The 19,569-nt window shown below is 45.3% G+C and carries 30 protein-coding genes and 1 tRNA gene; 27 read left to right on the top strand and 4 right to left on the bottom strand.

All coding sequences use genetic code 11. The annotated features are described in order from the left end of the window. Positions 1 to 16 precede the first annotated feature (16 nt). On the top strand, positions 17 to 1,639 hold the full coding sequence (locus ACN6NB_RS16360; RefSeq protein WP_047203861.1) for a SulP family inorganic anion transporter: 1,623 nt from the start codon (positions 17 to 19) through the stop codon (positions 1,637 to 1,639). Positions 1,640 to 1,666: 27 nt separating this feature from the next. On the opposite strand, the gene ACN6NB_RS16355 is transcribed toward ACN6NB_RS16360, so the two are convergent. Further along, positions 1,667 to 2,008, bottom strand: coding sequence for a MazG nucleotide pyrophosphohydrolase domain-containing protein (locus ACN6NB_RS16355; protein ID WP_058837578.1), 342 nt, complete (start codon positions 2,006 to 2,008; stop codon positions 1,667 to 1,669). Positions 2,009 to 2,141: 133 nt separating this feature from the next. On the opposite strand from ACN6NB_RS16355, the gene ACN6NB_RS16350 reads away from it, so the two are divergent. Next, positions 2,142 to 2,720 carry an LOG family protein gene (locus tag ACN6NB_RS16350; protein ID WP_041088147.1) on the top strand — a complete coding sequence of 193 codons (579 nt, stop codon included), beginning with the start codon at positions 2,142 to 2,144 and terminating at the stop codon, positions 2,718 to 2,720. A gap of 58 nt (positions 2,721 to 2,778) precedes the next feature. On the opposite strand, the gene clpP is transcribed toward ACN6NB_RS16350, so the two are convergent. Continuing rightward, entirely contained in the window at positions 2,779 to 3,375 is a 597-nt protein-coding gene (gene clpP / locus ACN6NB_RS16345) for an ATP-dependent Clp endopeptidase proteolytic subunit ClpP (protein ID WP_007500118.1), read from the bottom strand. 253 nt (positions 3,376 to 3,628) lie between these two features. Between clpP and ACN6NB_RS16340 the strand changes: the two genes are divergently transcribed. The 17 genes from ACN6NB_RS16340 to ACN6NB_RS16260 all read left to right on the top strand — a co-directional run bounded on the left by ACN6NB_RS16340 (position 3,629) and on the right by ACN6NB_RS16260 (position 13,554). Then, positions 3,629 to 3,704, top strand: a tRNA-Arg gene (locus ACN6NB_RS16340). Between the two features lie 183 nt (positions 3,705 to 3,887). Then, positions 3,888 to 4,874 carry a tyrosine-type recombinase/integrase gene (locus ACN6NB_RS16335; protein WP_474253496.1) on the top strand — a complete coding sequence of 329 codons (987 nt, stop codon included), beginning with the start codon at positions 3,888 to 3,890 and terminating at the stop codon, positions 4,872 to 4,874. 112 nt (positions 4,875 to 4,986) lie between these two features. Then, complete coding sequence (locus tag ACN6NB_RS16330) at positions 4,987 to 5,439, top strand: group I intron-associated PD-(D/E)XK endonuclease (RefSeq protein WP_474253495.1); 453 nt, start codon at positions 4,987 to 4,989, stop codon at positions 5,437 to 5,439. A gap of 89 nt (positions 5,440 to 5,528) precedes the next feature. Next, complete coding sequence (locus ACN6NB_RS16325) at positions 5,529 to 5,852, top strand: helix-turn-helix domain-containing protein (protein WP_474253551.1); 324 nt, start codon at positions 5,529 to 5,531, stop codon at positions 5,850 to 5,852. 596 nt (positions 5,853 to 6,448) lie between these two features. After that, on the top strand, positions 6,449 to 6,664 hold the full coding sequence (locus ACN6NB_RS16320) for a hypothetical protein (RefSeq protein ID WP_474253494.1): 216 nt from the start codon (positions 6,449 to 6,451) through the stop codon (positions 6,662 to 6,664). Between the two features lie 74 nt (positions 6,665 to 6,738). Next, positions 6,739 to 7,074 carry a hypothetical protein gene (locus tag ACN6NB_RS16315; RefSeq protein WP_474253493.1) on the top strand — a complete coding sequence of 112 codons (336 nt, stop codon included), beginning with the start codon at positions 6,739 to 6,741 and terminating at the stop codon, positions 7,072 to 7,074. Positions 7,075 to 7,097: 23 nt separating this feature from the next. After that, positions 7,098 to 7,532, top strand: a complete 435-nt coding sequence (locus ACN6NB_RS16310; protein ID WP_474253492.1) for a hypothetical protein — start codon at positions 7,098 to 7,100, stop codon at positions 7,530 to 7,532. A gap of 5 nt (positions 7,533 to 7,537) precedes the next feature. Next, positions 7,538 to 7,729, top strand: a complete 192-nt coding sequence (locus tag ACN6NB_RS16305; protein ID WP_474253491.1) for a hypothetical protein — start codon at positions 7,538 to 7,540, stop codon at positions 7,727 to 7,729. Between the two features lie 12 nt (positions 7,730 to 7,741). Then, a complete protein-coding gene (locus ACN6NB_RS16300) occupies positions 7,742 to 8,104 on the top strand; it encodes a hypothetical protein (protein WP_474253490.1) in 363 nt (120 codons plus the stop codon). A 1-nt stretch (position 8,105) separates the two neighbouring features. Further along, complete coding sequence (locus tag ACN6NB_RS16295; protein WP_474253489.1) at positions 8,106 to 8,900, top strand: hypothetical protein; 795 nt, start codon at positions 8,106 to 8,108, stop codon at positions 8,898 to 8,900. Further along, positions 8,897 to 9,109: a hypothetical protein gene (locus ACN6NB_RS16290; protein WP_474253488.1), complete on the top strand. Its 213-nt coding sequence runs from the start codon at positions 8,897 to 8,899 to the stop codon at positions 9,107 to 9,109. Before ACN6NB_RS16295 ends, ACN6NB_RS16290 begins: the two co-directional genes overlap by 4 nt. Before the next feature lie 191 nt (positions 9,110 to 9,300). Further along, a complete protein-coding gene (locus ACN6NB_RS16285) occupies positions 9,301 to 9,483 on the top strand; it encodes a hypothetical protein (protein WP_474253487.1) in 183 nt (60 codons plus the stop codon). Further along, a complete protein-coding gene (locus ACN6NB_RS16280; protein ID WP_474253486.1) occupies positions 9,473 to 10,234 on the top strand; it encodes a DNA replication protein in 762 nt (253 codons plus the stop codon). The genes ACN6NB_RS16285 and ACN6NB_RS16280 overlap by 11 nt, the downstream gene beginning before the upstream one ends. After that, the gene (locus tag ACN6NB_RS16275; protein ID WP_474253485.1) at positions 10,235 to 10,879 is read left to right on the top strand and encodes a hypothetical protein; all 645 of its coding nucleotides are present in this window, start codon (positions 10,235 to 10,237) and stop codon (positions 10,877 to 10,879) included. Then, positions 10,876 to 11,067: a hypothetical protein gene (locus ACN6NB_RS16270; protein WP_474253484.1), complete on the top strand. Its 192-nt coding sequence runs from the start codon at positions 10,876 to 10,878 to the stop codon at positions 11,065 to 11,067. The genes ACN6NB_RS16275 and ACN6NB_RS16270 overlap by 4 nt, the downstream gene beginning before the upstream one ends. 20 nt (positions 11,068 to 11,087) lie before the next feature. Further along, complete coding sequence (locus ACN6NB_RS16265) at positions 11,088 to 12,443, top strand: DnaB-like helicase C-terminal domain-containing protein (protein WP_474253483.1); 1,356 nt, start codon at positions 11,088 to 11,090, stop codon at positions 12,441 to 12,443. 112 nt (positions 12,444 to 12,555) lie between these two features. Then, positions 12,556 to 13,554: a toprim domain-containing protein gene (locus tag ACN6NB_RS16260; protein WP_474253482.1), complete on the top strand. Its 999-nt coding sequence runs from the start codon at positions 12,556 to 12,558 to the stop codon at positions 13,552 to 13,554. Here the strand turns inward: ACN6NB_RS16260 and ACN6NB_RS16255 are convergent. Then, the gene (locus ACN6NB_RS16255; protein ID WP_474253481.1) at positions 13,551 to 13,793 is read right to left on the bottom strand and encodes a helix-turn-helix domain-containing protein; all 243 of its coding nucleotides are present in this window, start codon (positions 13,791 to 13,793) and stop codon (positions 13,551 to 13,553) included. The two genes, ACN6NB_RS16260 and ACN6NB_RS16255, sit on opposite strands and share 4 nt — an antisense overlap. Then, on the bottom strand, positions 13,738 to 13,902 hold the full coding sequence (locus tag ACN6NB_RS16250) for a hypothetical protein (RefSeq protein ID WP_474253556.1): 165 nt from the start codon (positions 13,900 to 13,902) through the stop codon (positions 13,738 to 13,740). The genes ACN6NB_RS16255 and ACN6NB_RS16250 overlap by 56 nt, the downstream gene beginning before the upstream one ends. Before the next feature lie 307 nt (positions 13,903 to 14,209). On the opposite strand from ACN6NB_RS16250, the gene ACN6NB_RS16245 reads away from it, so the two are divergent. The 8 genes from ACN6NB_RS16245 to ACN6NB_RS16210 all read left to right on the top strand — a co-directional run bounded on the left by ACN6NB_RS16245 (position 14,210) and on the right by ACN6NB_RS16210 (position 19,523). After that, positions 14,210 to 15,397: an AimR family lysis-lysogeny pheromone receptor gene (locus ACN6NB_RS16245; RefSeq protein WP_474253480.1), complete on the top strand. Its 1,188-nt coding sequence runs from the start codon at positions 14,210 to 14,212 to the stop codon at positions 15,395 to 15,397. Positions 15,398 to 15,678: 281 nt separating this feature from the next. Next, positions 15,679 to 16,209: a hypothetical protein gene (locus ACN6NB_RS16240; protein WP_474253479.1), complete on the top strand. Its 531-nt coding sequence runs from the start codon at positions 15,679 to 15,681 to the stop codon at positions 16,207 to 16,209. A gap of 134 nt (positions 16,210 to 16,343) precedes the next feature. Next, positions 16,344 to 16,487, top strand: coding sequence for a hypothetical protein (locus ACN6NB_RS16235; protein ID WP_327822560.1), 144 nt, complete (start codon positions 16,344 to 16,346; stop codon positions 16,485 to 16,487). 158 nt (positions 16,488 to 16,645) lie between these two features. After that, complete coding sequence (locus tag ACN6NB_RS16230) at positions 16,646 to 17,008, top strand: hypothetical protein (protein ID WP_474253478.1); 363 nt, start codon at positions 16,646 to 16,648, stop codon at positions 17,006 to 17,008. 249 nt (positions 17,009 to 17,257) lie between these two features. Continuing rightward, complete coding sequence (locus ACN6NB_RS16225) at positions 17,258 to 18,031, top strand: hypothetical protein (protein ID WP_474253477.1); 774 nt, start codon at positions 17,258 to 17,260, stop codon at positions 18,029 to 18,031. Positions 18,032 to 18,044: 13 nt separating this feature from the next. Next, positions 18,045 to 18,296 (top strand): hypothetical protein, encoded by a 252-nt coding sequence (locus ACN6NB_RS16220; RefSeq protein WP_390272990.1) that lies wholly within the window; start codon positions 18,045 to 18,047, stop codon positions 18,294 to 18,296. A 2-nt stretch (positions 18,297 to 18,298) separates the two neighbouring features. Further along, on the top strand, positions 18,299 to 18,733 hold the full coding sequence (locus ACN6NB_RS16215) for a group I intron-associated PD-(D/E)XK endonuclease (protein WP_474253476.1): 435 nt from the start codon (positions 18,299 to 18,301) through the stop codon (positions 18,731 to 18,733). 40 nt (positions 18,734 to 18,773) lie between these two features. Further along, positions 18,774 to 19,523, top strand: coding sequence for a hypothetical protein (locus ACN6NB_RS16210; RefSeq protein ID WP_474253475.1), 750 nt, complete (start codon positions 18,774 to 18,776; stop codon positions 19,521 to 19,523). Positions 19,524 to 19,569: the final 46 nt, after the last annotated feature.

Below are 19,569 nucleotides of genomic sequence, written 5' to 3'. Positions count from 1 at the left end.
GAGGCCAACACATACCATGCGTTTTTATGGAAGATTTGAAGGGTACAATTCATCAAAGTTTAGACGCGATTTAATCGCTGGGCTTGTCGTGGGGGTTGTGGCAATTCCTTTAGGCATGGCATTTGCCATTGCATCTGGTGTCGGACCAGAATATGGATTATACACAGTCATCGTTGCCGGCATTTTGATTTCATTGTTTGGTGGTTCAAAGTATCAGATCGGTGGGCCGACTGGGGCGTTTGTTCCAATTTTATTCGGGATCGTCAGCCAGTACGGTATTGAAAACTTGCTCATTGCCGGTTTTATGGCAGGCTGTATGCTTGTATTATTCGGAATATTCAAACTAGGAAAGCTCATGAAGTTTATTCCTCGTCCGGTTATCATCGGTTTTACTGCTGGCATTGCTGTCATTATTTTTTCAGGACAGATTGCCAACTTCCTCGGATTAAAGGGTGTTGAAAAACATGAAAGTTTTTTCCTCAATATGAGAGAAATCGTGGTCCATCTCGGTACCACAAACAGTCTCGCCATCATCACAGCCGTCACCGGGCTCATTGTGATTTTGGCGGCACAAAAATACATTCCCAAAATACCTGGTGCTCTATTAGGTCTATTGGCTTCTACGTTTCTCGCTGTTCTCTTCTTTCAAGGACAAGTTGAAACGATTGGCTCTGCATATGGTGAAATCCCTCGTCAGCTGCCAACCTTCGCTTTTCCTGAATTGACGATTGAAAAAATGATATACCTCCTGCCTCCAGCAATTATCATTGCACTTTTAGGCGGTGTGGAATCGATTTTGTCCGCAATGGTTGCTGATAATATGAAAGGCTCTAAGCATGACAGCAATAAAGAGCTTGTTGGGCAAGGAATTGCCAATATGGCGGCACCGCTTTTCGGAGGAATTCCAGCGACGGGCGCTATTGCCCGCACGGCAACGAACATAAAAAATGGCGGAGCAAGTCCGATTTCTGGTGTTGTGCATGGCGTTGTCGTTTTGTTAATTTTAATGGTATTTGCGCCATATGCGTCGATGATTCCACTTGCTGCAATGGCACCAATTTTAATGTTTGTTGCTTGGAATATGAGTGAGAGAAAAGAATTTATCAATATTGTGAAAGTGAAAAATGCCGATTCGCTTGTACTTGTCGTGACCTTCCTGCTCACAGTGATCGGTGATTTGATTATTGGCGTTACCGCTGGGCTCATTTTAGCGTTTATCGCTTTTATCAAAAAAATGAGCCAGACGACCAATATCCATACAAATGTCGCTGTTCCTCAGATGGAAACAGCAGCTGCTTTAGAAAAACAGGTAGACGAGAAAGGGATCAGTATGTATTCCATCGAAGGGCCGCTCTTCTTCGGAACAACAGATTCATTGGAAAATTCGATTTTGGACCATGTTCAAACAAAACCGAAAACACTCATTCTGCTTATGAATAAAGTCAATTATATGGACACGTCGGCAGAAGCGGTTCTCATGAATATCTCCAATCGGTTAAAGCATCATAATGGAAAGCTGATGATCGTTGGGCTTCAATCACAGCCTAAGGAGCTTTTGCATCGAACAGGTCTTTTCCATCATATCGGAAAGCAGCATTTCTTTGAACGAACAGATGACATCTCACCACAGCATCTTTAAGGCTTAGAAAAACACGTGACAGCTTGGTCACGTGTTTTTTACTGACTCTTTTTCTCCAGAAAAACGCTTTGTGAGTTTCTGTTGATGAGCGCTGAAGACCTCTTCTACTGTGACGTCATAGAGATCCGCTAAAATGAGGAGGTTTGCTAAGACATCTCCCATTTCTTCAATGAGTTCTTTCTTCAGCTCAGATGATTCCTGTCTCTGCTCATCAGGCCGGTCTCGTCCAATTTCTATTGCTCTAACAGCACGAGCGAGTTCTCCCGTTTCTTCCATTAAGAAGCCTAACCGGATAAACGGTCCATATTCTGTCCAATTTCTCATTTGATAAAAATCCTTGATCCACTTCTCCATTTCAGTTGTTTGCATTCTCTCTATACAGCTCCTTATATGGTGTTCACTCTTTTGATTTTACACTATATATAGAAGAAACGGCTGTTTTTTTACAAATCATTATAGTAGAATGAGTGAAGAAATCATAGAGAGAGATGGAGCTGTTTTGATGAAAACGATTTGTGTGTTTGCTGGTTCAAATCCAGGTGTAAACGATGTCTACAAACAAAAGGCTGTAGAGCTGGGGGCTTATATGGCGAAGCAGGGCATTCGTCTTGTTTACGGCGGATCGCGTATCGGGTTAATGGGCGCGATTGCCGATGAGGTCATGAGACATGGCGGGCAAGTGATCGGTGTCATGCCTAAGGGGCTTTTTAGAGGAGAAGTCGTGCATCAAGAGCTGACAGAGTTAATTGAGGTAACAGGCATGCATGAGCGAAAAGCGAAAATGAGCGAGCTGGCCGATGGGTTTATTGCGATGCCAGGTGGCTTTGGTACATATGAAGAATTATTTGAGGTGCTGTGCTGGGCACAAATCGGCATCCATCAAAAGCCGATTGGATTGTATCAAGTGAATGACTATTTCAACCCGCTTATGGACATGGTGAAGTTTAGTGTACAGGAAGGCTTTTCAAATGAATCACACCTTCAATTGTTACATGCTTCGAGCGAACCGGAGGAATTAATCACGCAGATGGCTTCTTATCAAACACCGTCTCTTCAGCAGAAATGGACGGAGCTGTCTTAAAGTAGGATTAAAACAAAAAACCGTCTGTTCAAGGAGCAGACGGTTTGTGTTGTGATCATTATTTTTGTTCTTCTGTATTACGGGTCAAGACTTTGTCAATGAGTCCGTATTGAAGTGCTTCTTCCGCTGTTTTGAAGTTGTCACGATCTGTATCGCGCTCAATGACTTCAATTGGCTGACCAGTACGTTCAGCAAGTACTTGGTTCAGTTTATCGCGTAAAGAAAGGATTCGTTTTGCCGCAATTTCAATTTCTGTTGCTTGACCTTGGGCACCGCCTAGTGGTTGGTGAATCATGACTTCACTGTTTGGAAGAGCATAACGCTTACCTTTTTCACCAGCAGCAAGCAGGAACGCACCCATAGATGCAGCCATACCAATACAAATAGTTGATACCTTTGGTTTAATAAATTGCATCGTATCGTAAATGGCCATACCAGCTGTGATTGAACCGCCAGGGCTGTTAATGTAGATAGAAATATCTTTTTCTGGATCTTCAGCTTCTAAGAAAAGCAGCTGTGACACGATGGAGTTGGCAACATTGTCATCGATCGCAGAACCAAGCATGATAATACGGTCTTTTAAAAGACGAGAATAAATGTCGTAAGCTCTTTCCCCACGATTTGTTTGCTCAATGACTGTAGGTATTAAATTCATAATGTTCCTCCTTCACCTTTTAGGTAAGTATGTAATTCAATGATACATTTTTGGTCAATAAAGGTCAAACAAAACGCTGACCTAAATTCAAATACCCCTATCCATTTTCCCCAAAATCATTCCACTTCAAACCAGCATATTATTCTATGTATCCAAAAGAAGAAAATACATCATCAAGACGATTGATTAATCATTGCTTTCTTGCAGCATTTCCCTTATAATTTGATATGCTGACGTTCAAAAAACATATCGTGCGCTCGTAGCTCAGTTGGATAGAGCGGTGGTTTCCGGTACCACGTCTGCCGGGGGTTCGAATCCCTCCGAGCGCGTTACAACGTTTTAACACCGTTATATCAACGTTTTCCAACGGTCTGTTAATGCGATAAGTGTACGGAAGGGCACGATCTAGGAAGAAACGGACATTCGTTTTTATCCGATTTCGTGTCTTAGCGGACAAACTAGACCGATTCTCTACGAAGCCTTGCGGAATAATTTCCGGGAGGCTTTTTATTATGGCGATTATAAGAAGACGGCAAGGCGTGCGTAATAGGCGCGATGTAGGTAGCGATCGAATTCGATCCTCATTCACGACAATAAAAGACGCATTAGATACGGTAGTTACCGTTATGACTACGCAGAATTTTAGAGAAAGAACCATCGGTGACTACTGCGCCCATTTCGGCGAATTTTTGGACGAGACTGCGTTAGATCCTGCGATGCCAATTACGGCGGTCACCGAAGATCATTTCCATACTTATATTACGATAATGTTAAAGAAGCGCGGTCTATCGCCGGTAACGATTAACATTCGGCTAGGCGGTATTAAATCGTTATTCAGTAAGATGGTAGAGCGCGGCCTTATTAACGAGAGTCCTTGCGGTCGTGTGACAAAGCTACGTACCGATCAGACCGTCGTTAAAAGTCTTACTGATTCGCAGGTAAAGCGATTCTTCAGCGTCATCGATAAGGATACTTTTGCGGGATTCAGAGACTACGTGGCGTTTTATCTTTCATTAAAATGCGGATTAAGGTCGAATGAACTAGAAGGCCTCGAGCCGACCGACGTCGATTTCGATAATAAAGTTCTTATGTTGCCTGGCGCAATCAACAAGAATCGTAAAAACCGTATGGTCCCGATGACCGAAAAAGTTGCCGAAAATCTCCATCAACTTCTATTAGAAACGGAAGACTATTTCGGAGTTGCGAAAAAGGTATTCGTAAATCAGTACGGAGATGAGATGGCGAAGGAGCATTTACGGAAGCGGGCGGCCAAGTACGCTGGTATAGCGAATCTTAAAGGAGAATGCCGCGCGAGCATCCATAGTCTACGTCATACGTTTGCGATCAACTATCTACGTAATGGCGGGGATATCCGTTCGTTACAAAAGATACTTGGCCACGCTGACTTAGAATCTACGCAAGTATATCTCGACTATGTTGACGATGTTGTCGTAGAGCAATTTAACAAAGCTAATAAAAACGACACTCTCGAAGTGTAAAAGAAAACCTCGTCTAAATAGGCGGGGTTATTTTTTTTTTTGTTTTGAATGTCCCGATTTCGAACGGTCACATGCGACTGTACTTATGAAAGCGAAAAACGGAGGGGATGGCGTGAGTGCTATAAGCAATCGTAATTTTTGCGGATATGCCGCTGAAAACGTAGTTCGGGCCGACTTAGCTAAGAGAAATATCGTAAGTTTAAGTCCGGACATCCCGTGGGCTCATTACGATTTAGTCGCCGACATAAACGGGGTATTTACTCGAATTCAAGTTAAAACAAACATAGAACACGACGGTTACCGGATGAAAATAGACAATCGTAAATCGAACGGAGCCAGTCGTCCTTACACTAAAGAAGATTACGAAGTTCTTGCAATTGTCGATTTAGAAAGCGGTGGAGTTGCGTATCTACCTTACGAAGTTTGGAGAGGTAAGTCTCAAATAAATATCATGCTTCAAGAGGTTTCGAATATGAAGGGGTACGGAAAGGGGAAACAGCCGTTGTATTTCTCTGATTTTATCGATTTTCCTAACGAAGTAAAGACGGGCGGGGTGGTAGCGTGACAAACGAACACCAACGGCTCGTCTCCGTAGAAACTCAGTCGGAATATAACTTAACGTCCGGAAAGTCTGAGACGCGTATCTTCGTTAAAATGTACGTCGATGCCGTCAAGAAAGGCTTGATCGCGGATATCGGACCCGAACGTTGGCAGACGCTTTGCGTACTATCATCGTTCATGAACGCAAACGGCGAATGTTACCCGACTCAGGACCAAATCGGGGAAGCGCTAAATTTAAGCCGAGTTGCGGCAAATAAACGGATACAGTCGCTGTGTGAATACCGATGGCAAGAACGTCCTCTTGTCGTTAAAAAACAAGGACGCGAAGGAAAGACTCAGCGGTGGGAGAACGCTCGCTATACGATACTTCCGATTAGTCAACTCGCTATATTTGACGGAGATACAGAGGAATTATAAACGCCGTGTATCGTCTACCCATATACGGCTGGCCCGTACACGGCTCGGCTTTACACTAACTAGAACCATCTTTTAACTAGAGCCATTAATAACTAGATAAATAATAGCGCTCAATCAAAACCTTTCGCGCAAATAATTACTTTAAAAGATATATCTATCGCGATAAAAGTTATTTGCAAAGAGTGGGCGTAAGCGAACGAATTGCTACGTTTTAAAAGAAAAAGAAAGGTGTTGATCAATATAACGTTTATCTTATGTTCCGCGTTCATAATTCTTTTACTTTATTGCGGGGAAAAGAACTATAAGGAGAGTGTATATAGGTGCCATAAGGGTCATTTGTTTAAAAAACCTGCGACCGAAAAAATATCCGATTACGACGGCTTCTACACAGAAATATCGGTTTGTCCGGAATGCGGGTGCGATGAAGCTTTTTATGAAAAAATTCAAGAAAAAATAATAAACGAAGTTGTTATAACGAAATCCGAAATAGACTTATACGCAACAGACGAACAAAAGCGTCATTTATACGACCTACAAGTCGAGATTATGCTTAATAGGACGATTCAAGAAAAATAATTAACGGAAAGAGGTGCGTTATGTTTACGAAACATGAACTCGTTACTATATACGAAGCACTTACCGAACTAGGCCCGAGCACTCAGTCGCAATTTAAAGACGGCGTAAAACTAAAGGTGGGCGATTTAAGCGACAAAGTATTGCGATTAATAAACGAAAGAGAATCGACGATTTCCGAAGAACAGGCGGAGGAGATACTCGCACTTGACCCGGTTAATTTACGTCCCACTCAGTAAGAAATAGAGGAACTAGGTAAGGCACGAAAGATTCTTGAATCGCGAATCAATAAACGAAAAGGAGTCCGATAATCATGGCGATTGAAATTCCGATCTCACCCGACTATAAACTTACATCCGACGTCCACAACATCATCGTCAACGAGCGCTATTTCACCGATCCGACCAAAGCGCCGGGCTGGGCGAAGAAACTGGCCGAGAATCCCGACGCCGACCCTACGCCTGTCGAACGCTGGCGAGAAGTTTCGTATCACGCTACGGTCGATCGCGCCGTCATGGACGTAATGAACCGTCAGATCAAAACGTCGGATGCGGAAACACTGGCGGAGATTGCCCAAATGGTACGGGAATTTCGCACGGAATTAGCGGCGGCACTGACGATCGAGGGCGCTAATACTACCGACAAATAAAACGGCTGGGAGGCGGTTAAATCGTGACTAAAACGAGGGATGAAGGAATCGCAGAATTACGTCAGGCAGTGGCGGAGCTTATTGCGGAGAATGAACGACTCAAAGGGGGCGTTAAAATGAAGCCGGAAATCACGAAAAAGCAGGCGGAGGCTATAACGTATTTAAGAGGACTCGGTAGGGACGACGAATATATTTTGAGTCACTTTGGCGTATATGTCCGACACTGCGCGGTACTGAACGATTTAAGTCGAGTTTCATTAGCGGCCGCGTTAATCAACGGGTATGAAATCGTAATGACACCGGAGGAGAAGGTGCGAGCCTATTACAAAGCTAATTACGCCAAACACGAAAAGTCGAAGCCGTTTAGCGGGGAAGACCATTACACGACAGGTGTTTCGCAAGGAATTAAACGAACCCTCGAACATCTCGGCATCAAAATCGAAGGGGTGAATGCGTAATGGAAATGACCTACAAACTCTCGGATATAAAACGCATTATCGATAATGATCTAGCGAAATTCGGACAGCGTGTCAAATCAATTACGTATAGCTACTATACGTACAATGGAAGCGTTGATATAGCGGGTATTGATCACGATTATCAAGAGAAGCGTATAAACGGAATAACCGTAGAAACTGAGTCTACCGAAGAATAGGAGGCGAAATATGTGAACGAAAAGCCTATCGAAAAATGGACGGCACGCGACTTCATCGTCTATCTACACGACCGCCACCTCGAAGTCTACGGCATTAAGTACGTCGCCAATAATCGCGGTATGGAAGCGCGGAATCTAAAGTCGATGATCGGCGAACATGGGGCGGCTATTGTACGGGACTTCATCGACGCATGCTTTGCGGCTAAGAAACCGACGGCTCAGTGGCCCGGTTGCAACTTCGGCTTTATGTTTTCGTATATGCGAGATCGGCACCTGCCGCCGTTACTCGTAAAGCAAAAGACGGCTAAACAGTCGGAGGAAGACGATCAAAGGGCGGCTGCACAGTCGCAAATAAACTACGGGGAGTTGTTTTAGTATGACGAAGTATAAGACGGAGAAACGTAAGGCACGTGTAGGCGAGCGTATTTTGATTACCGATAAACACAAAAATGAAATTCGGTATAAAAACGGAGATGTATTTGAAGTAAAGCAACAGAAACGTGGGTACGTGTGGTCAGAAATGACCGTGAATATCCTTGATTCTGAATACGAAGTCATTATCGGTGAACACACGCCAACCCCGAACCTATACGAAATGAGCTATGACGAATTAATTGCGCTAGTTGAAGACGCAATGAAGGCGCTGAGAACACGGTCGTATAAGAACGGCTACGATCAAGGACGTTTTGATGCGGAAATTGAGGCGCCGAAGTCCGATCAGCAGAAACGGGATGAGATCGTTGCGCAGGCGAAGGAAGATGTTAGACGATTACTTGAGAGTGACTACGGACATGATCACGAATTTATCGTAAACACTGCTAAAAGAACAGTCGTTGACCTGAGAAAAATAAAAGGGTGTACGAATATAGTCCGAAGAGGAATCGCCAAATGCGCCCCTAACGACTGCTTCAACGCACATATCGGTAAGGATATTGCGCTAAGACGTGCGTTAGGGTGGTCGGTTCCCGCGGAGTATATGAACGTTCCACAGCCGACAGACGTGCGTGTGGGTGACGTTGTTAGGGGAAGGCAGGCAAACGGAGTTGAGTTCTACGAAGAAACAATACAAAACATTAAAGATGGGGCGTATTACTATGACGGCGGCTTTGACTTCATAAATAATGCCGAACTTGTAATTATTGACGATTCGAGAGCGGGTGTGAGCGAATGAAGACGGTTAATGTGCGTTACTTCAAATCAAGCGGTAAATATTACACGGATGAGACGATTGAGATTTCGGAAGAGCTAAACGGCTACGATGCGTTGTTTCATGAGATTCCGAAGCATCATCGAATTAAAGAAATGATCATGGCGGTTTCAGATAGCGGCGACGGAAAAGAACCGTTTATTGTTCCGCATCTATTCTTTCCTAAAAATTGACGATTAGAGGACGGAGGTAAACGGATGATTGACGCGGATAAGTGGGCTAACTTTGCGAAGTATGTCCGCGAGACTGTAAAAGTGCGATGCCCTCATTGCGGATTTAGCGAAAGGTTTCCGAAAGAGTCCGTACCAAAGAAGGTTAATTGCGAAGGTTGTTATCGGAAATTTAACGCAAAGGAGGCGCTTAATTGACGCTTCATCGATGGCTTAAAACGCAGACTTTCAAGAACTATAGCGGATACGATTTCACTCGAGACGGAATGTTTCCGAAGCCTCGCGTTAAAGGCGAAGATAAAAAGATGCGCTCAAAGCACGAACGGACTTTACGTAAACGAATTGACCGAAAGGAGGCGGCTATGAATGACGAATGAATCACGATGCCTACTCGCAAGCAAATGCTCCCAAGCCGGCGGCGTTAATTGTACGAAGCACTGCGAACTATACCTCGGCTTGCATGGCTTAGACGGCGGAGGCGGTCGGTCGGGCGCGGCTGGCTTGGCGGAAGACTATCGCCTAGTGACGCTTAAGAACTCGCCGGCGCGTGCCGATCAACCCGGAGCTTATAAGGCGGTCGATGCTTATGCGCAGACGTTTGAACGCCAATTTGACGCCGAAGCCGACCGCATTAAATCGCTGTATTTATACAGCGCGAAATCAGGAACCGGCAAAACGACGACGGCGGCGGCTCTTCTCAACGAATATCTAACGGTTCATTACATCGGCGCCTTAAAGCGCGGCATACAACCCGACCAGCGCCCGGCTTATTTCCTCGATGTTAATGCGTGGCAGAACGAATACAACGAGTTTAATAGGCCGCGAGTACCCGACGCAATCGCAGAGCCGGCGGCAAAGCGTTATTATGCCGCACTAGAAGCAGCAAAACGGGCGCCGTTCGCAGTGCTAGATGATATAGGCGTACGAGAAGCAACGGACGGATTTCGCGGCGATTTACACACGATAATCAACTACCGCGTGACGAACCGTATGCCGACCGTTTATACGTCGAATATCAAAATGGCGGATCTACCGGAAGTATTCGGAGAAGGGCGCCTTGCGGATCGGATTGCCGACCAGTGCAGAGAAATCGTCTTCGCGGGCGGATCAAAAAGGAGGCGGCTGTAAATGAGCGGATTATCATTGACGGAAATTCAGTACCTACGCGACCTACTCGTTGCGGATTCGTTGGCTAACGGAGAGGGCGCAGATAAATACGCCATCCTCGACAAACTCGATGCGCTTGAATTTGCGGACCACGAACCGGCCTATAAAACTGGCGATCTAGTTTCCGTCGAAGGCTATAAAGGCCGCGTCTTCTACGTTGATTGCGCCCGATACATCGAGGAAACGTCGAAAGAGGCCGTCTTTAATTTTATTGAATACGACCTATATGACGCAATCAATGGCGAATGGCTAGAAGCGTTCGAAGCGGACATGACGTTATTAGCTAACACGCTTGTAGCGGAGGACTACTTGGCGGACTTCAACCTCGAAGACTACCCGCCTGCTAGAAGTACCGTTTATCTAATAAACTACGAAACGGAGGCGGAGGAAATGGCAGCAAAAGAACAGCCGAAGACACCGAGACAGCTCAGCGCGATTGAGGCGGAAAAGCGTAAGCAGGAACGCAAAGAGGCGGCGGAAAGAGTCGACATTCTACTCGATACTTACAATAGTTACAAGGCGAGCTTTGAAATGACGGGTGATGAATCACTTCAGGCGAAAATGGACGAAGTAATGGCGCAATTGAAAGGCGTTGAACAATCATGAAAATCGGTCATCTAACTTTTGGAACGCCGGAATATGTACGTGTGACTAAGATGGCCGAGCGTGAAGCATTCGAGAAAGATGCGACAGAGGCGTGGGATAAGTGGGACGCAATGATAGAAGATAGCCCGACGATTAGCGATAAGGAAGCGTTGTACAAAATTCTTGAAGACGTCGAGAGATTAAACTAATAGAAAGGAGCTGATCGCCGATGAGTTTCGGATCTTCTCTACTATCGAAAGTAATCGAAGCTAACGATCCTTCGGCTTTATTGCGCTACGGCTTGACACGTAAGGATTTCCAAACGGACGGCGAACGGGCGGCCTTCGATTATATTAGTGCCTACGCGGAAAAGAACGGCAACCAAGCGCCTACCGCCGAGATGGTAGCGACCGAGGTACCGACATTCCAGCCGGAATTCAGCATCGACGCAACGTTCGAGTACCTGGCGCAGAAAACAAAAGGAGCGGCAGCTTTTAACGATTTCGCCAAGACGGCTGAATCCGAATTATCCGAGCGGTTTAATCGCGCCCAAGAAAACGGAAACCCGCAGGAATTTTTTGATTGGTTGAAAACCGTAGCGGAAGAGAGTACAATAAGAACAAGCGTTCGCAAAACGGTGGGGACAAACGTCGTGACAGACGTCGATAAGTTCAAAGCCGAATACGAAAAACGCAAGGCTGGCGAGTCTTTCCGCATTTGGAACAGTAAGTTTCCGGCGCTTAACAAAGCGATCGGCGGATACGTCAGTTCGAACATGTACGTTGTGTACGGAAAGTCAGGGAGAGGTAAGTCGGCGATCACACTCGAAGAAGTCATTCATTGCGCAATACAAGGCGCTAACGTGCTTATATGGTCGATGGAGATGGGATGGTTCGAGGTCCTTGTACGTATCTACGTATCGCTTTCCGGCGATCAAGGCGTTGCTTTAACCGAAATCGATGGGCAGCAAATGGAAGCTGGCTTTGATTCGAGGGACGTTCGCCAAGGCAAGTTATCGGAAGAGTTCGAGGCGGGCTTTATGGAATTTATCGAAACGTTAAATACGATAATCGACGGGGATATTACGGTTCGTGCCGTAGATGACAAAGACTTCGATTCTCGTTCGCTAAAAGACCTCAAAGCAGATATTGAGCAGACGAAGGCAGACGTAGTTATGATCGATCCGTTCTACTACCTCGATTACGAATCAAACTCGAATAAAACGACCGGCGGCGCTGCTGCTGATACGTCCAAAAAGATGCGCCGTTTAGCCGGAACGATGGACGTTGTCATTTTCGCAATTACCCAAGCTGGAGAAGATGACGCGACTGAAGACGACTTAGGAAATCGCGAGATCAAGTTGCCGAAGCGTAAGGACGTCAAGAAAACCTCGTCCTTACTAGAAGATGCTGCGGTATTAATTCCGGTTGATACGAACGCAAGAGAAGGTCGGGGCTTGGTGGGCGTAAATAAGGGACGCGATGGCGGCGAAGATGAAGTCGTAGAGATCGTTTATTTGCCGCAAGTCGGCTTAATTAAACAAGTAGCGGCCGAGGAAACGGATTTAGCGGCTTTTGGATTCTAAAAAATGGAATGCCTACCATGAATTACACTGCAAAATTCTGAATCTTTTCGACAAATTACGACTACAATGTCGATTGGTTTAGTGTACTATAACGAAAGGGGCTCGTATATACATGTCGATCATTACGATCAATGGCGTACCTACGGACGTCGACATACGCGAAGAATTAGAGCGATTCGAATGGGATAGGCCGACTTGGCACGCTGACCGTTTAACGGCGGCAAGTCCTTTTCGCGACGATCGGACTCCTAGTTTTTACGTTTACTACGAAGACACTCCGACCGCAAAGGCCGGCTATTTCGGAGACAGCGGCACAGGCGAACGTGGTGGCTTCATTAAACTGCTTGCGTTTCTGCGCGAAGAAACCGAGGAAGAGACGGCTTATTACCTCGCCGAGACTTACGGTACGGGCGAAGGTGAAACACGCCTAAAACTCCGTGTTCCTCGTTTAAAAATCGTTGAGCCTAGACGTCCATTAGCCGAGACTTTACTGGACGAGGTTAAAATCGGTCCGAATGAGTATCTGTCTAATCGCGGCATAAGCGAAGAAGTCCAGCGCAAAGCAGGCGTAGGCTTGGTCGGACAAACGGTGATGATACCGTGGCGGATGCCCGATAAACGCCTGGCAAACGTGAAGTACCGATCAACACGCAATAAAGCGTTTTGGTACGCAAAGGGCGGATGGCCGATCCGTGAATTAATCTACGGCATAGACACCGTTTATGCTAATCACGCCAAAGTAGCGGTTCTAGCCGAGGCTGAAATCGATGCGCAATCGTGGAGTACGGCAGGATTTTGCGGCATTGCGACAGGCGGAAGTAAATTTTCCGACCGAAAGGCGGACATAATTGCGCAGTCACCGATCGAATATTTAATAGTAGTATCTGACAACGACGAAGCCGGTGAGAAATTGCGGAAGGAGGTCGAGCTAAAGATGCGCGGCAAAGTCAGGCTTGCGCACGGTTATATAACGAAGTACAAAGACGCAAATGAATTATTAATAGCGGAAGGTGAGGACGCTCTTAAGCGAGTTGTTGATCGTGCGGAGGCGGTAAGTATTAACGTGAGGTTCGGGAATATCCGAACTTTCGGTCGGCGGAGGTTGTCTTAACCCTCCGTGTTGCTACCGGATAAAGGACGCCAATTATATAAGTCTTCGACCGGGCAGTCGAGGCAGCGCGCAATAGAATACGCCATTTCAACGTTAGGTACGTTTCTAAGCGCTATATAATCGGAAAGCTGCGTTTTTGAGACTCCGACCATTTCTGCGAGTTGAATAAGAGTATAACCACGTTTATAACACAGATCCTTTATCCGGCAAGATACGACCGAATACTGCGATATAAACACCTCCGCAAAGCAAAATGACACGTGCTTTACGAAGGAAATTATACCACATAAGCGCGCCGATTAAATGGTCATTCGGGCGGATTTGGAAGAATTCGGACAACCTGTTCAATAGGCACGTCCAATTCGAGGCAAATACGTTCTATTACGCGGAACTCTAAGTTAGCGCCGTTCATCGCAGGCTCTTTTGTAATTTTAGCCTGAGTAGACGACGACATAAAATTACGCAAATAACTTTTGGATTTACCTTGCTCTTTCAAAGTGTCAAAGAGCGGGGAGAAATCAACCAATTCAGACACCTCCAATAATTTATGGAAAATATTAAAAATATATGTTTACGTACGCGAACATATATAGTATACTTCAATTATACTCAACTTATATAAAAAGACAAGGAACAATGAAGGGGGTCAGAGCTTTTGGAATCGATTAGACGAGAATTATGTAGTTTGATTGAAGATAGTGATTTGAAGTATAAAGAGATCGCAAAAATCATTCGAGCAGATAAATCAACCATGACACACTTCCGGAACAATGGGACAATTAGTTTTAGGTCACTTGTAATCCTCGCACATTTCCTATTTCCGAATAACTCCAATAAAAAAATTACCGAATGGTGTTTGTCGATTCAAAAGACTGATAATAATGACTACTTAAAACAAATGATGGAGTACGCAGCAGTCACAAGGAATACAGATTTATTAACAGAACTAATCAATACTCATGCGAAGACTTTCGGTCTAGAAGATCATGTGCAGATTTACCGAACTATATTGAAGTACATCAATGCGGAAATTAGTATTGACAGTATGATAGAGGAAATGAGCTTCTTCTCAAAAAACAGGCATAAAGAATTGCGAATATTATCTTCTATTTATATGTGTTATGGTTATTATGGAAAAGGTGAAATTCATTCAATCCTAGACAAAGCACCTTCAATCGGCGATAGCATCAAATCGCTAGGCGACAAAAAGAAACTTTTCATTAAAGAGTGCTACGTTCATCGCTATGCTGAGTTGATGTCGCCTGTATTCTTACGATTGAATAATCTAAGTGCAGCAAAGCACTACGCAACCATAATAAAGAATGGAAACATCTCTAATAAATCAGTTTCTGACGCGAATTATATTTTAGGGATGATCGCTATGTCGAAAGGTAAGCGGGACGCAATGTCTTTGTTCGAAGAGAGTTATAAATACGCTTATAAAACAGGTGTTGAATTCGTTATCACAAACGCAAAAAACAACTTCCTTCTTGCCGAAGCGTATGTTAATAGGAAAGACTCGGATAAACTTTCGGCATTATTAGCTCAATTAAAGGAGGTGATATACGAAGAGAGAAAAGACGACTTTTACATATACCTCGAAAAATATAAAACAGGTAGTGTCGAAGGGTTATTCGAATGCCATCGTCAATTCCTTTTCAATTCAGACTTTTTCTTTTCAGCGTTGGTAATGAGAGATTTCAAAGACGCTGGGGTACCTACGTACCTAATTGATACATTTTCAAACTACAACTACACGAAAAAGGGGATGCTTTATTTTGAAGAAGATTTTATTGAGTGTTTTATTGATTTCAGTAATCGCGGTGTCAACTGTACAGCTTAACAAAGGGACAGAAGGGGCGCTAGAAGCCGATCAACCTTACAAAACAGCAGACATTCGACCAGGAGGATAACGAGGCCATTAGGCTTCTTTTTTTTTGTTTAAAAACGAACATAGTTTAAAATCAAAATGTTTATTTAGTTTTTCAACTTTCAAAAAATACATAGTTGTTTTTGGTACTATATGGTCATGGAAGAAAAATTATAAAAAACTTTAAATCAAATGTCCCGATTCATACGGACCACATGCGACTGTATAAGTGAAAGGGACGGGAGGAGAAAAACTTGGATAAACAAAAATTTAATAGACTACAACTGGCCGCAGATTACGGAGCGATTCCGTATGTACAAAGAGAATCGCAACGAATCGCACACTTAGTTCCCGACGAAACATCGTTCGAGCAGCGGACCTTACTTTCGATAGGCTACTGGCTGGAACGATACGAAGGCAATGGTCGCGATAAGAAAGCGCTGATCCAGCGCATTATCGTAAGGGAACGGAATAAGTACTTGAAGCAAACGAAGAGAGAAGCGGCTTTATCTATAGAAGGAATGCGAGACGACGGCAATGTCTCGTGGGAACCTCACGACAGTTTGGCGACTATCGATGACGGTTTGATGGCAAAAGAAAAGATCGCTCTGTTGGCGCAGAACGACCTTCGTAAAAAGGTAATACTCGAATGTTGGACCGATGGCTTTACGAATACGACAGAGATTTCCGCGTTGTTGGCGCAACGCTTTGGTGGAAATTCCGAAACGCATCGAAAGTTTATCCGTCGGTTTCAACTACACTGTCAACGCGAATTAACAGCATAATCACGTATCTAGGCACGAGGGCTTCGCTACGTACTTTAATGATAATCGCTTGCCAAGCGAATTTCAAGCGAACACTATGCGAACAACCCTCCGTCTAGTACGTTTAACCTAATCGAAAAGGAGACTAACGTATTATGAAACAACCTACAAACGATTTCCCACCCGTAGTAAACATCCAAAAATTAACGGAATTGCTCTACGAAGGTTCATTGAACCGCGAAGATGATCCGGCTGACTTTTATCGTCCTGCGACCATTAAGGCGGTGCGCGTCGGATGATACCTTCCGAAATAACCATAACCCATCACGCGAAGAAACGATTTAGAGAGCGATTCGGCATCGACAATCAATATGCCGCACGTAATTGGATCGCGCAGAAAATGGAACACGCTCAGTATCTCGGAATCACCGTAGATGAATCCGGAAAAGAGGCTCGTATGTACGCGAGTAAAGGCGTAGTTATTCATTTTGCGGTAGATACAAACGTCGTTATTACCGTTTATAAGGAAAAAGATAACGCCGGTTCAATCGCCAAGCGCTTACTTATCGACGCTTATGAAGTCATAAAGAAAAACGCAACTGAAACGATTAGTCAATACGAATCATTTTCGGCTGAATTAGACGAAGAATTACGCTGGCTAGACGAAGAACTCAAACGTACACGTTCGAAAGCCAAAAAAATGGCGCTACAAGCCCGAATTAATGCCGTTCAAATGCGCATCGATGAACTGCCTACCGAATCACTCGAAATCAAGCGCAAGGTAACACGCTATGCGAGAGGAGTGGCTGCGTATGTTTGACGACTTCCTAATGTATTTCGCATTCGTCGGCAGCATCGCGACTATCATTATCGGCGGCATGTGCTGGTCGCTTGTACGCGAAGAAAGACGGACTAAAGGCGGCGAGTGACCGCCGACGCTCGGAGAATACCGGGGCGGTCGTTAAGTAAAACTGTCGCGTCGCTATGCCGTGCGCTGGTGGCGTCTCGGGCGCAGATACCGGTGTTTTGCGAGGGTCAAACCCTAAAACAAATTAACGGAGGTAATCGGATGACAAAGTACACTAGCGGAGCTGACGCTCTAAACGCATTGAACGCAACAAATGAAGGAGGCGGCGGAGGTAGCAGCGCCGAGTTTGCGAGCTTTAAGACGGGAACGGTTTATAAGGTACGCGTTATGAGTGCTTTCGATCTAATTCGCTTCTTTTCATACGGAATCTATAAGAAAGTAAATTCGTTCTCGGCGGCTAATCCTAGCACGCTGAACAAAAACGGCTTTCCGGAGTCGAATCTGACGTCATGGGATCGCGCGTGGAAGTATTACCAAGACCAAAAGAAAGCGGCGGCTGATCGAGGCGATGCCAAAGCGGAAGAGGCGGCTAAACAAGAAGCGGCTAAATATCGCGTCAAAGAACGATATGCGCTCGGTTTTATTAACCTCGAAACGGGCCAGCCGATCATCGTCGACCTTTCTAAAACGCAGGCTACGACGGTTCACGCGGTCATTAAAAAGCAGGAAAAGAAACTCGGCCGCATCGCGTTTGAGTTGGAGAAGTCCGGTTCAGGTACGAACACAGTCGTTTCATTAACGCCCCTTATCGATATGGAAGAAGACCTGACGGAAGCGGAGCGCAAGCATTTTGCGGATCAAGACGGTAAAGGATTCGATATGTCTTTATTTGACGGATTAATTTACGAAGCGGACGAAAAGGAAATGCTCGAAAACCTTGTCGCGGCCGGCTTTAACTTAGCGCTGATCGGCGAATCGCTTGACGGCAGCGCAGCAGACGACGAACTACCAGCCGAAGAAAACTTCGAATTTTAAGGAGGACGAATAGATGCGAGAAATTAAAACGGAAGCGCAGACGTTAGATTTATCGAAAAAGGTCACCGTAGAAGTTTCGCTGGCGGAGTTGATCGTGCTATCCGCCGCCCTCGCCGAGATCGATAGTGATGTAGTTTACCATAACCTCGAATGGAATTACAGCGAGTCAACGATAGACGGTATTGATCGAATTGGAGTTTGTACGTCAGCTATTGCGGATAACATCGGCACTATTATTTCTGAACATGTTCCGGAGGAGGACTGAGTATGGCGCACAAAGAAGAAACGATCGGCAAATTCGCCGAACTGATCGCACGCGCTGCCTTAATGGCGGCCGGCTGGTCAGGCGTTAGTAAGCCGGAAACCGAAGAGCCGTATGATATTCTCGCGGTCGAGCCGATCACGGGCGCAATCAAACGTATTCAGGTCAAGACGATTCGTGACCGTCGGGACAGCCGCGGCTGCTTAACGGTCAGCGGACGCAAGAACACCGGTCAGGCTTATACGAAATCTGATACGGATTATTTTATCGGCGTGCTGATCGAAGACAACGAGACTAAAGCGTATATGTTCGAATGTCGCAATATTACGGACTATTGGATGCCGCGTAAGAACGAAGGCGTCCGGGCATGGCACGAACTCAAACTGAACTTAGACCGCGCTTACTTGGCGGCCCTAGAAAACGAAGCGGAGGCGGTTTGACCTTACCGGGTCGGACGGCCAATCAAAGGAGGACGAAACGATGGCGGCATTAAAAGGCGTAAAGACGCTCGATATGGTAGGCGGCGAAATCACGAAAGTAGCGTATGAAGGTGCGGAGTATGAACGTGTTGAGGGCGACGCTAAGCTCGGCGATATCGTTTTAATTACGGACGACAGTTGGTGTGATACGACAGAAGGTTCGTTTTATTTATCTATCGATATTAGCGCTGAGGACCCCGTAATAGTTGACGATATCGATGAAAAAGATAGTTACTATAGCGACGGGTACGCACTATTCCGCAAGAAGTCTACACGCCTAAAAGTCGGCGATTATGCGAAAGTGATCGATAGTAGTGATTATCCCGGACTTGCTAAAGGCGATATCGTCAAAATTTCGATAGATGACGAATCTTCTGTTCCGTTCTACTGCGATGTCCTAAGTGGTGAACGTGCAAAAACGTCAATATGGATGTACGAGAGACGGCTGGTTCACGCAGCCGAAGACGAAGTAGCAGCCGCCAAAGAAGCGGAAGTAAAACGATCTAACGAAGCGAAATGGGCGAAGATCGGGCGCAAAGTTGACGAGTATAAAGTCGGCGATATTGTTGCGTATGATGATCCGGTTTTATTTATGAATGAGGGTATCGGAGAAGTTATCGTAGATTCAGAATGTTATAGAGGCCCGAAAATCGGCGCGATAGACGACGGAGGTGCTCTAGAAGAATACTACTTACCTAGATCGAGACTAACGCTAATCACTCCGGTCGAGGCACGTTTTGATCGCAGCTAAATGCGCCGCCTGCCAAGCGCACATTAACGAAGGCCAGTCCGCCGTT

The organism is Bacillus sp. 11B20 (assembly GCF_056098985.1).
This window is presented reverse-complemented; position numbering and strand designations above follow the sequence as displayed.

Excerpts from the sequence above, each read along its gene's own strand:
- ACN6NB_RS16360 (WP_047203861.1), top strand. The coding sequence starts at position 17 with ATGCGTTTTTATGGAAGATTTGAAGGGTACAATTCATCAAAGTTTAGA.
- ACN6NB_RS16355 (WP_058837578.1), bottom strand. The coding sequence starts at position 2,008 with ATGCAAACAACTGAAATGGAGAAGTGGATCAAGGATTTTTATCAAATG.
- ACN6NB_RS16350 (WP_041088147.1), top strand. The coding sequence starts at position 2,142 with ATGAAAACGATTTGTGTGTTTGCTGGTTCAAATCCAGGTGTAAACGAT.
- clpP (WP_007500118.1), bottom strand. The coding sequence starts at position 3,375 with ATGAATTTAATACCTACAGTCATTGAGCAAACAAATCGTGGGGAAAGA.
- ACN6NB_RS16335 (WP_474253496.1), top strand. The coding sequence starts at position 3,888 with ATGGCGATTATAAGAAGACGGCAAGGCGTGCGTAATAGGCGCGATGTA.
- ACN6NB_RS16325 (WP_474253551.1), top strand. The coding sequence starts at position 5,529 with ATGTACGTCGATGCCGTCAAGAAAGGCTTGATCGCGGATATCGGACCC.
- ACN6NB_RS16320 (WP_474253494.1), top strand. The coding sequence starts at position 6,449 with ATGTTTACGAAACATGAACTCGTTACTATATACGAAGCACTTACCGAA.
- ACN6NB_RS16315 (WP_474253493.1), top strand. The coding sequence starts at position 6,739 with ATGGCGATTGAAATTCCGATCTCACCCGACTATAAACTTACATCCGAC.
- ACN6NB_RS16305 (WP_474253491.1), top strand. The coding sequence starts at position 7,538 with ATGACCTACAAACTCTCGGATATAAAACGCATTATCGATAATGATCTA.
- ACN6NB_RS16295 (WP_474253489.1), top strand. The coding sequence starts at position 8,106 with ATGACGAAGTATAAGACGGAGAAACGTAAGGCACGTGTAGGCGAGCGT.
- ACN6NB_RS16290 (WP_474253488.1), top strand. The coding sequence starts at position 8,897 with ATGAAGACGGTTAATGTGCGTTACTTCAAATCAAGCGGTAAATATTAC.
- ACN6NB_RS16280 (WP_474253486.1), top strand. The coding sequence starts at position 9,473 with ATGACGAATGAATCACGATGCCTACTCGCAAGCAAATGCTCCCAAGCC.
- ACN6NB_RS16275 (WP_474253485.1), top strand. The coding sequence starts at position 10,235 with ATGAGCGGATTATCATTGACGGAAATTCAGTACCTACGCGACCTACTC.
- ACN6NB_RS16270 (WP_474253484.1), top strand. The coding sequence starts at position 10,876 with ATGAAAATCGGTCATCTAACTTTTGGAACGCCGGAATATGTACGTGTG.
- ACN6NB_RS16265 (WP_474253483.1), top strand. The coding sequence starts at position 11,088 with ATGAGTTTCGGATCTTCTCTACTATCGAAAGTAATCGAAGCTAACGAT.
- ACN6NB_RS16260 (WP_474253482.1), top strand. The coding sequence starts at position 12,556 with ATGTCGATCATTACGATCAATGGCGTACCTACGGACGTCGACATACGC.
- ACN6NB_RS16235 (WP_327822560.1), top strand. The coding sequence starts at position 16,344 with ATGAAACAACCTACAAACGATTTCCCACCCGTAGTAAACATCCAAAAA.
- ACN6NB_RS16230 (WP_474253478.1), top strand. The coding sequence starts at position 16,646 with ATGTACGCGAGTAAAGGCGTAGTTATTCATTTTGCGGTAGATACAAAC.
- ACN6NB_RS16225 (WP_474253477.1), top strand. The coding sequence starts at position 17,258 with ATGACAAAGTACACTAGCGGAGCTGACGCTCTAAACGCATTGAACGCA.
- ACN6NB_RS16220 (WP_390272990.1), top strand. The coding sequence starts at position 18,045 with ATGCGAGAAATTAAAACGGAAGCGCAGACGTTAGATTTATCGAAAAAG.
- ACN6NB_RS16215 (WP_474253476.1), top strand. The coding sequence starts at position 18,299 with ATGGCGCACAAAGAAGAAACGATCGGCAAATTCGCCGAACTGATCGCA.
- ACN6NB_RS16210 (WP_474253475.1), top strand. The coding sequence starts at position 18,774 with ATGGCGGCATTAAAAGGCGTAAAGACGCTCGATATGGTAGGCGGCGAA.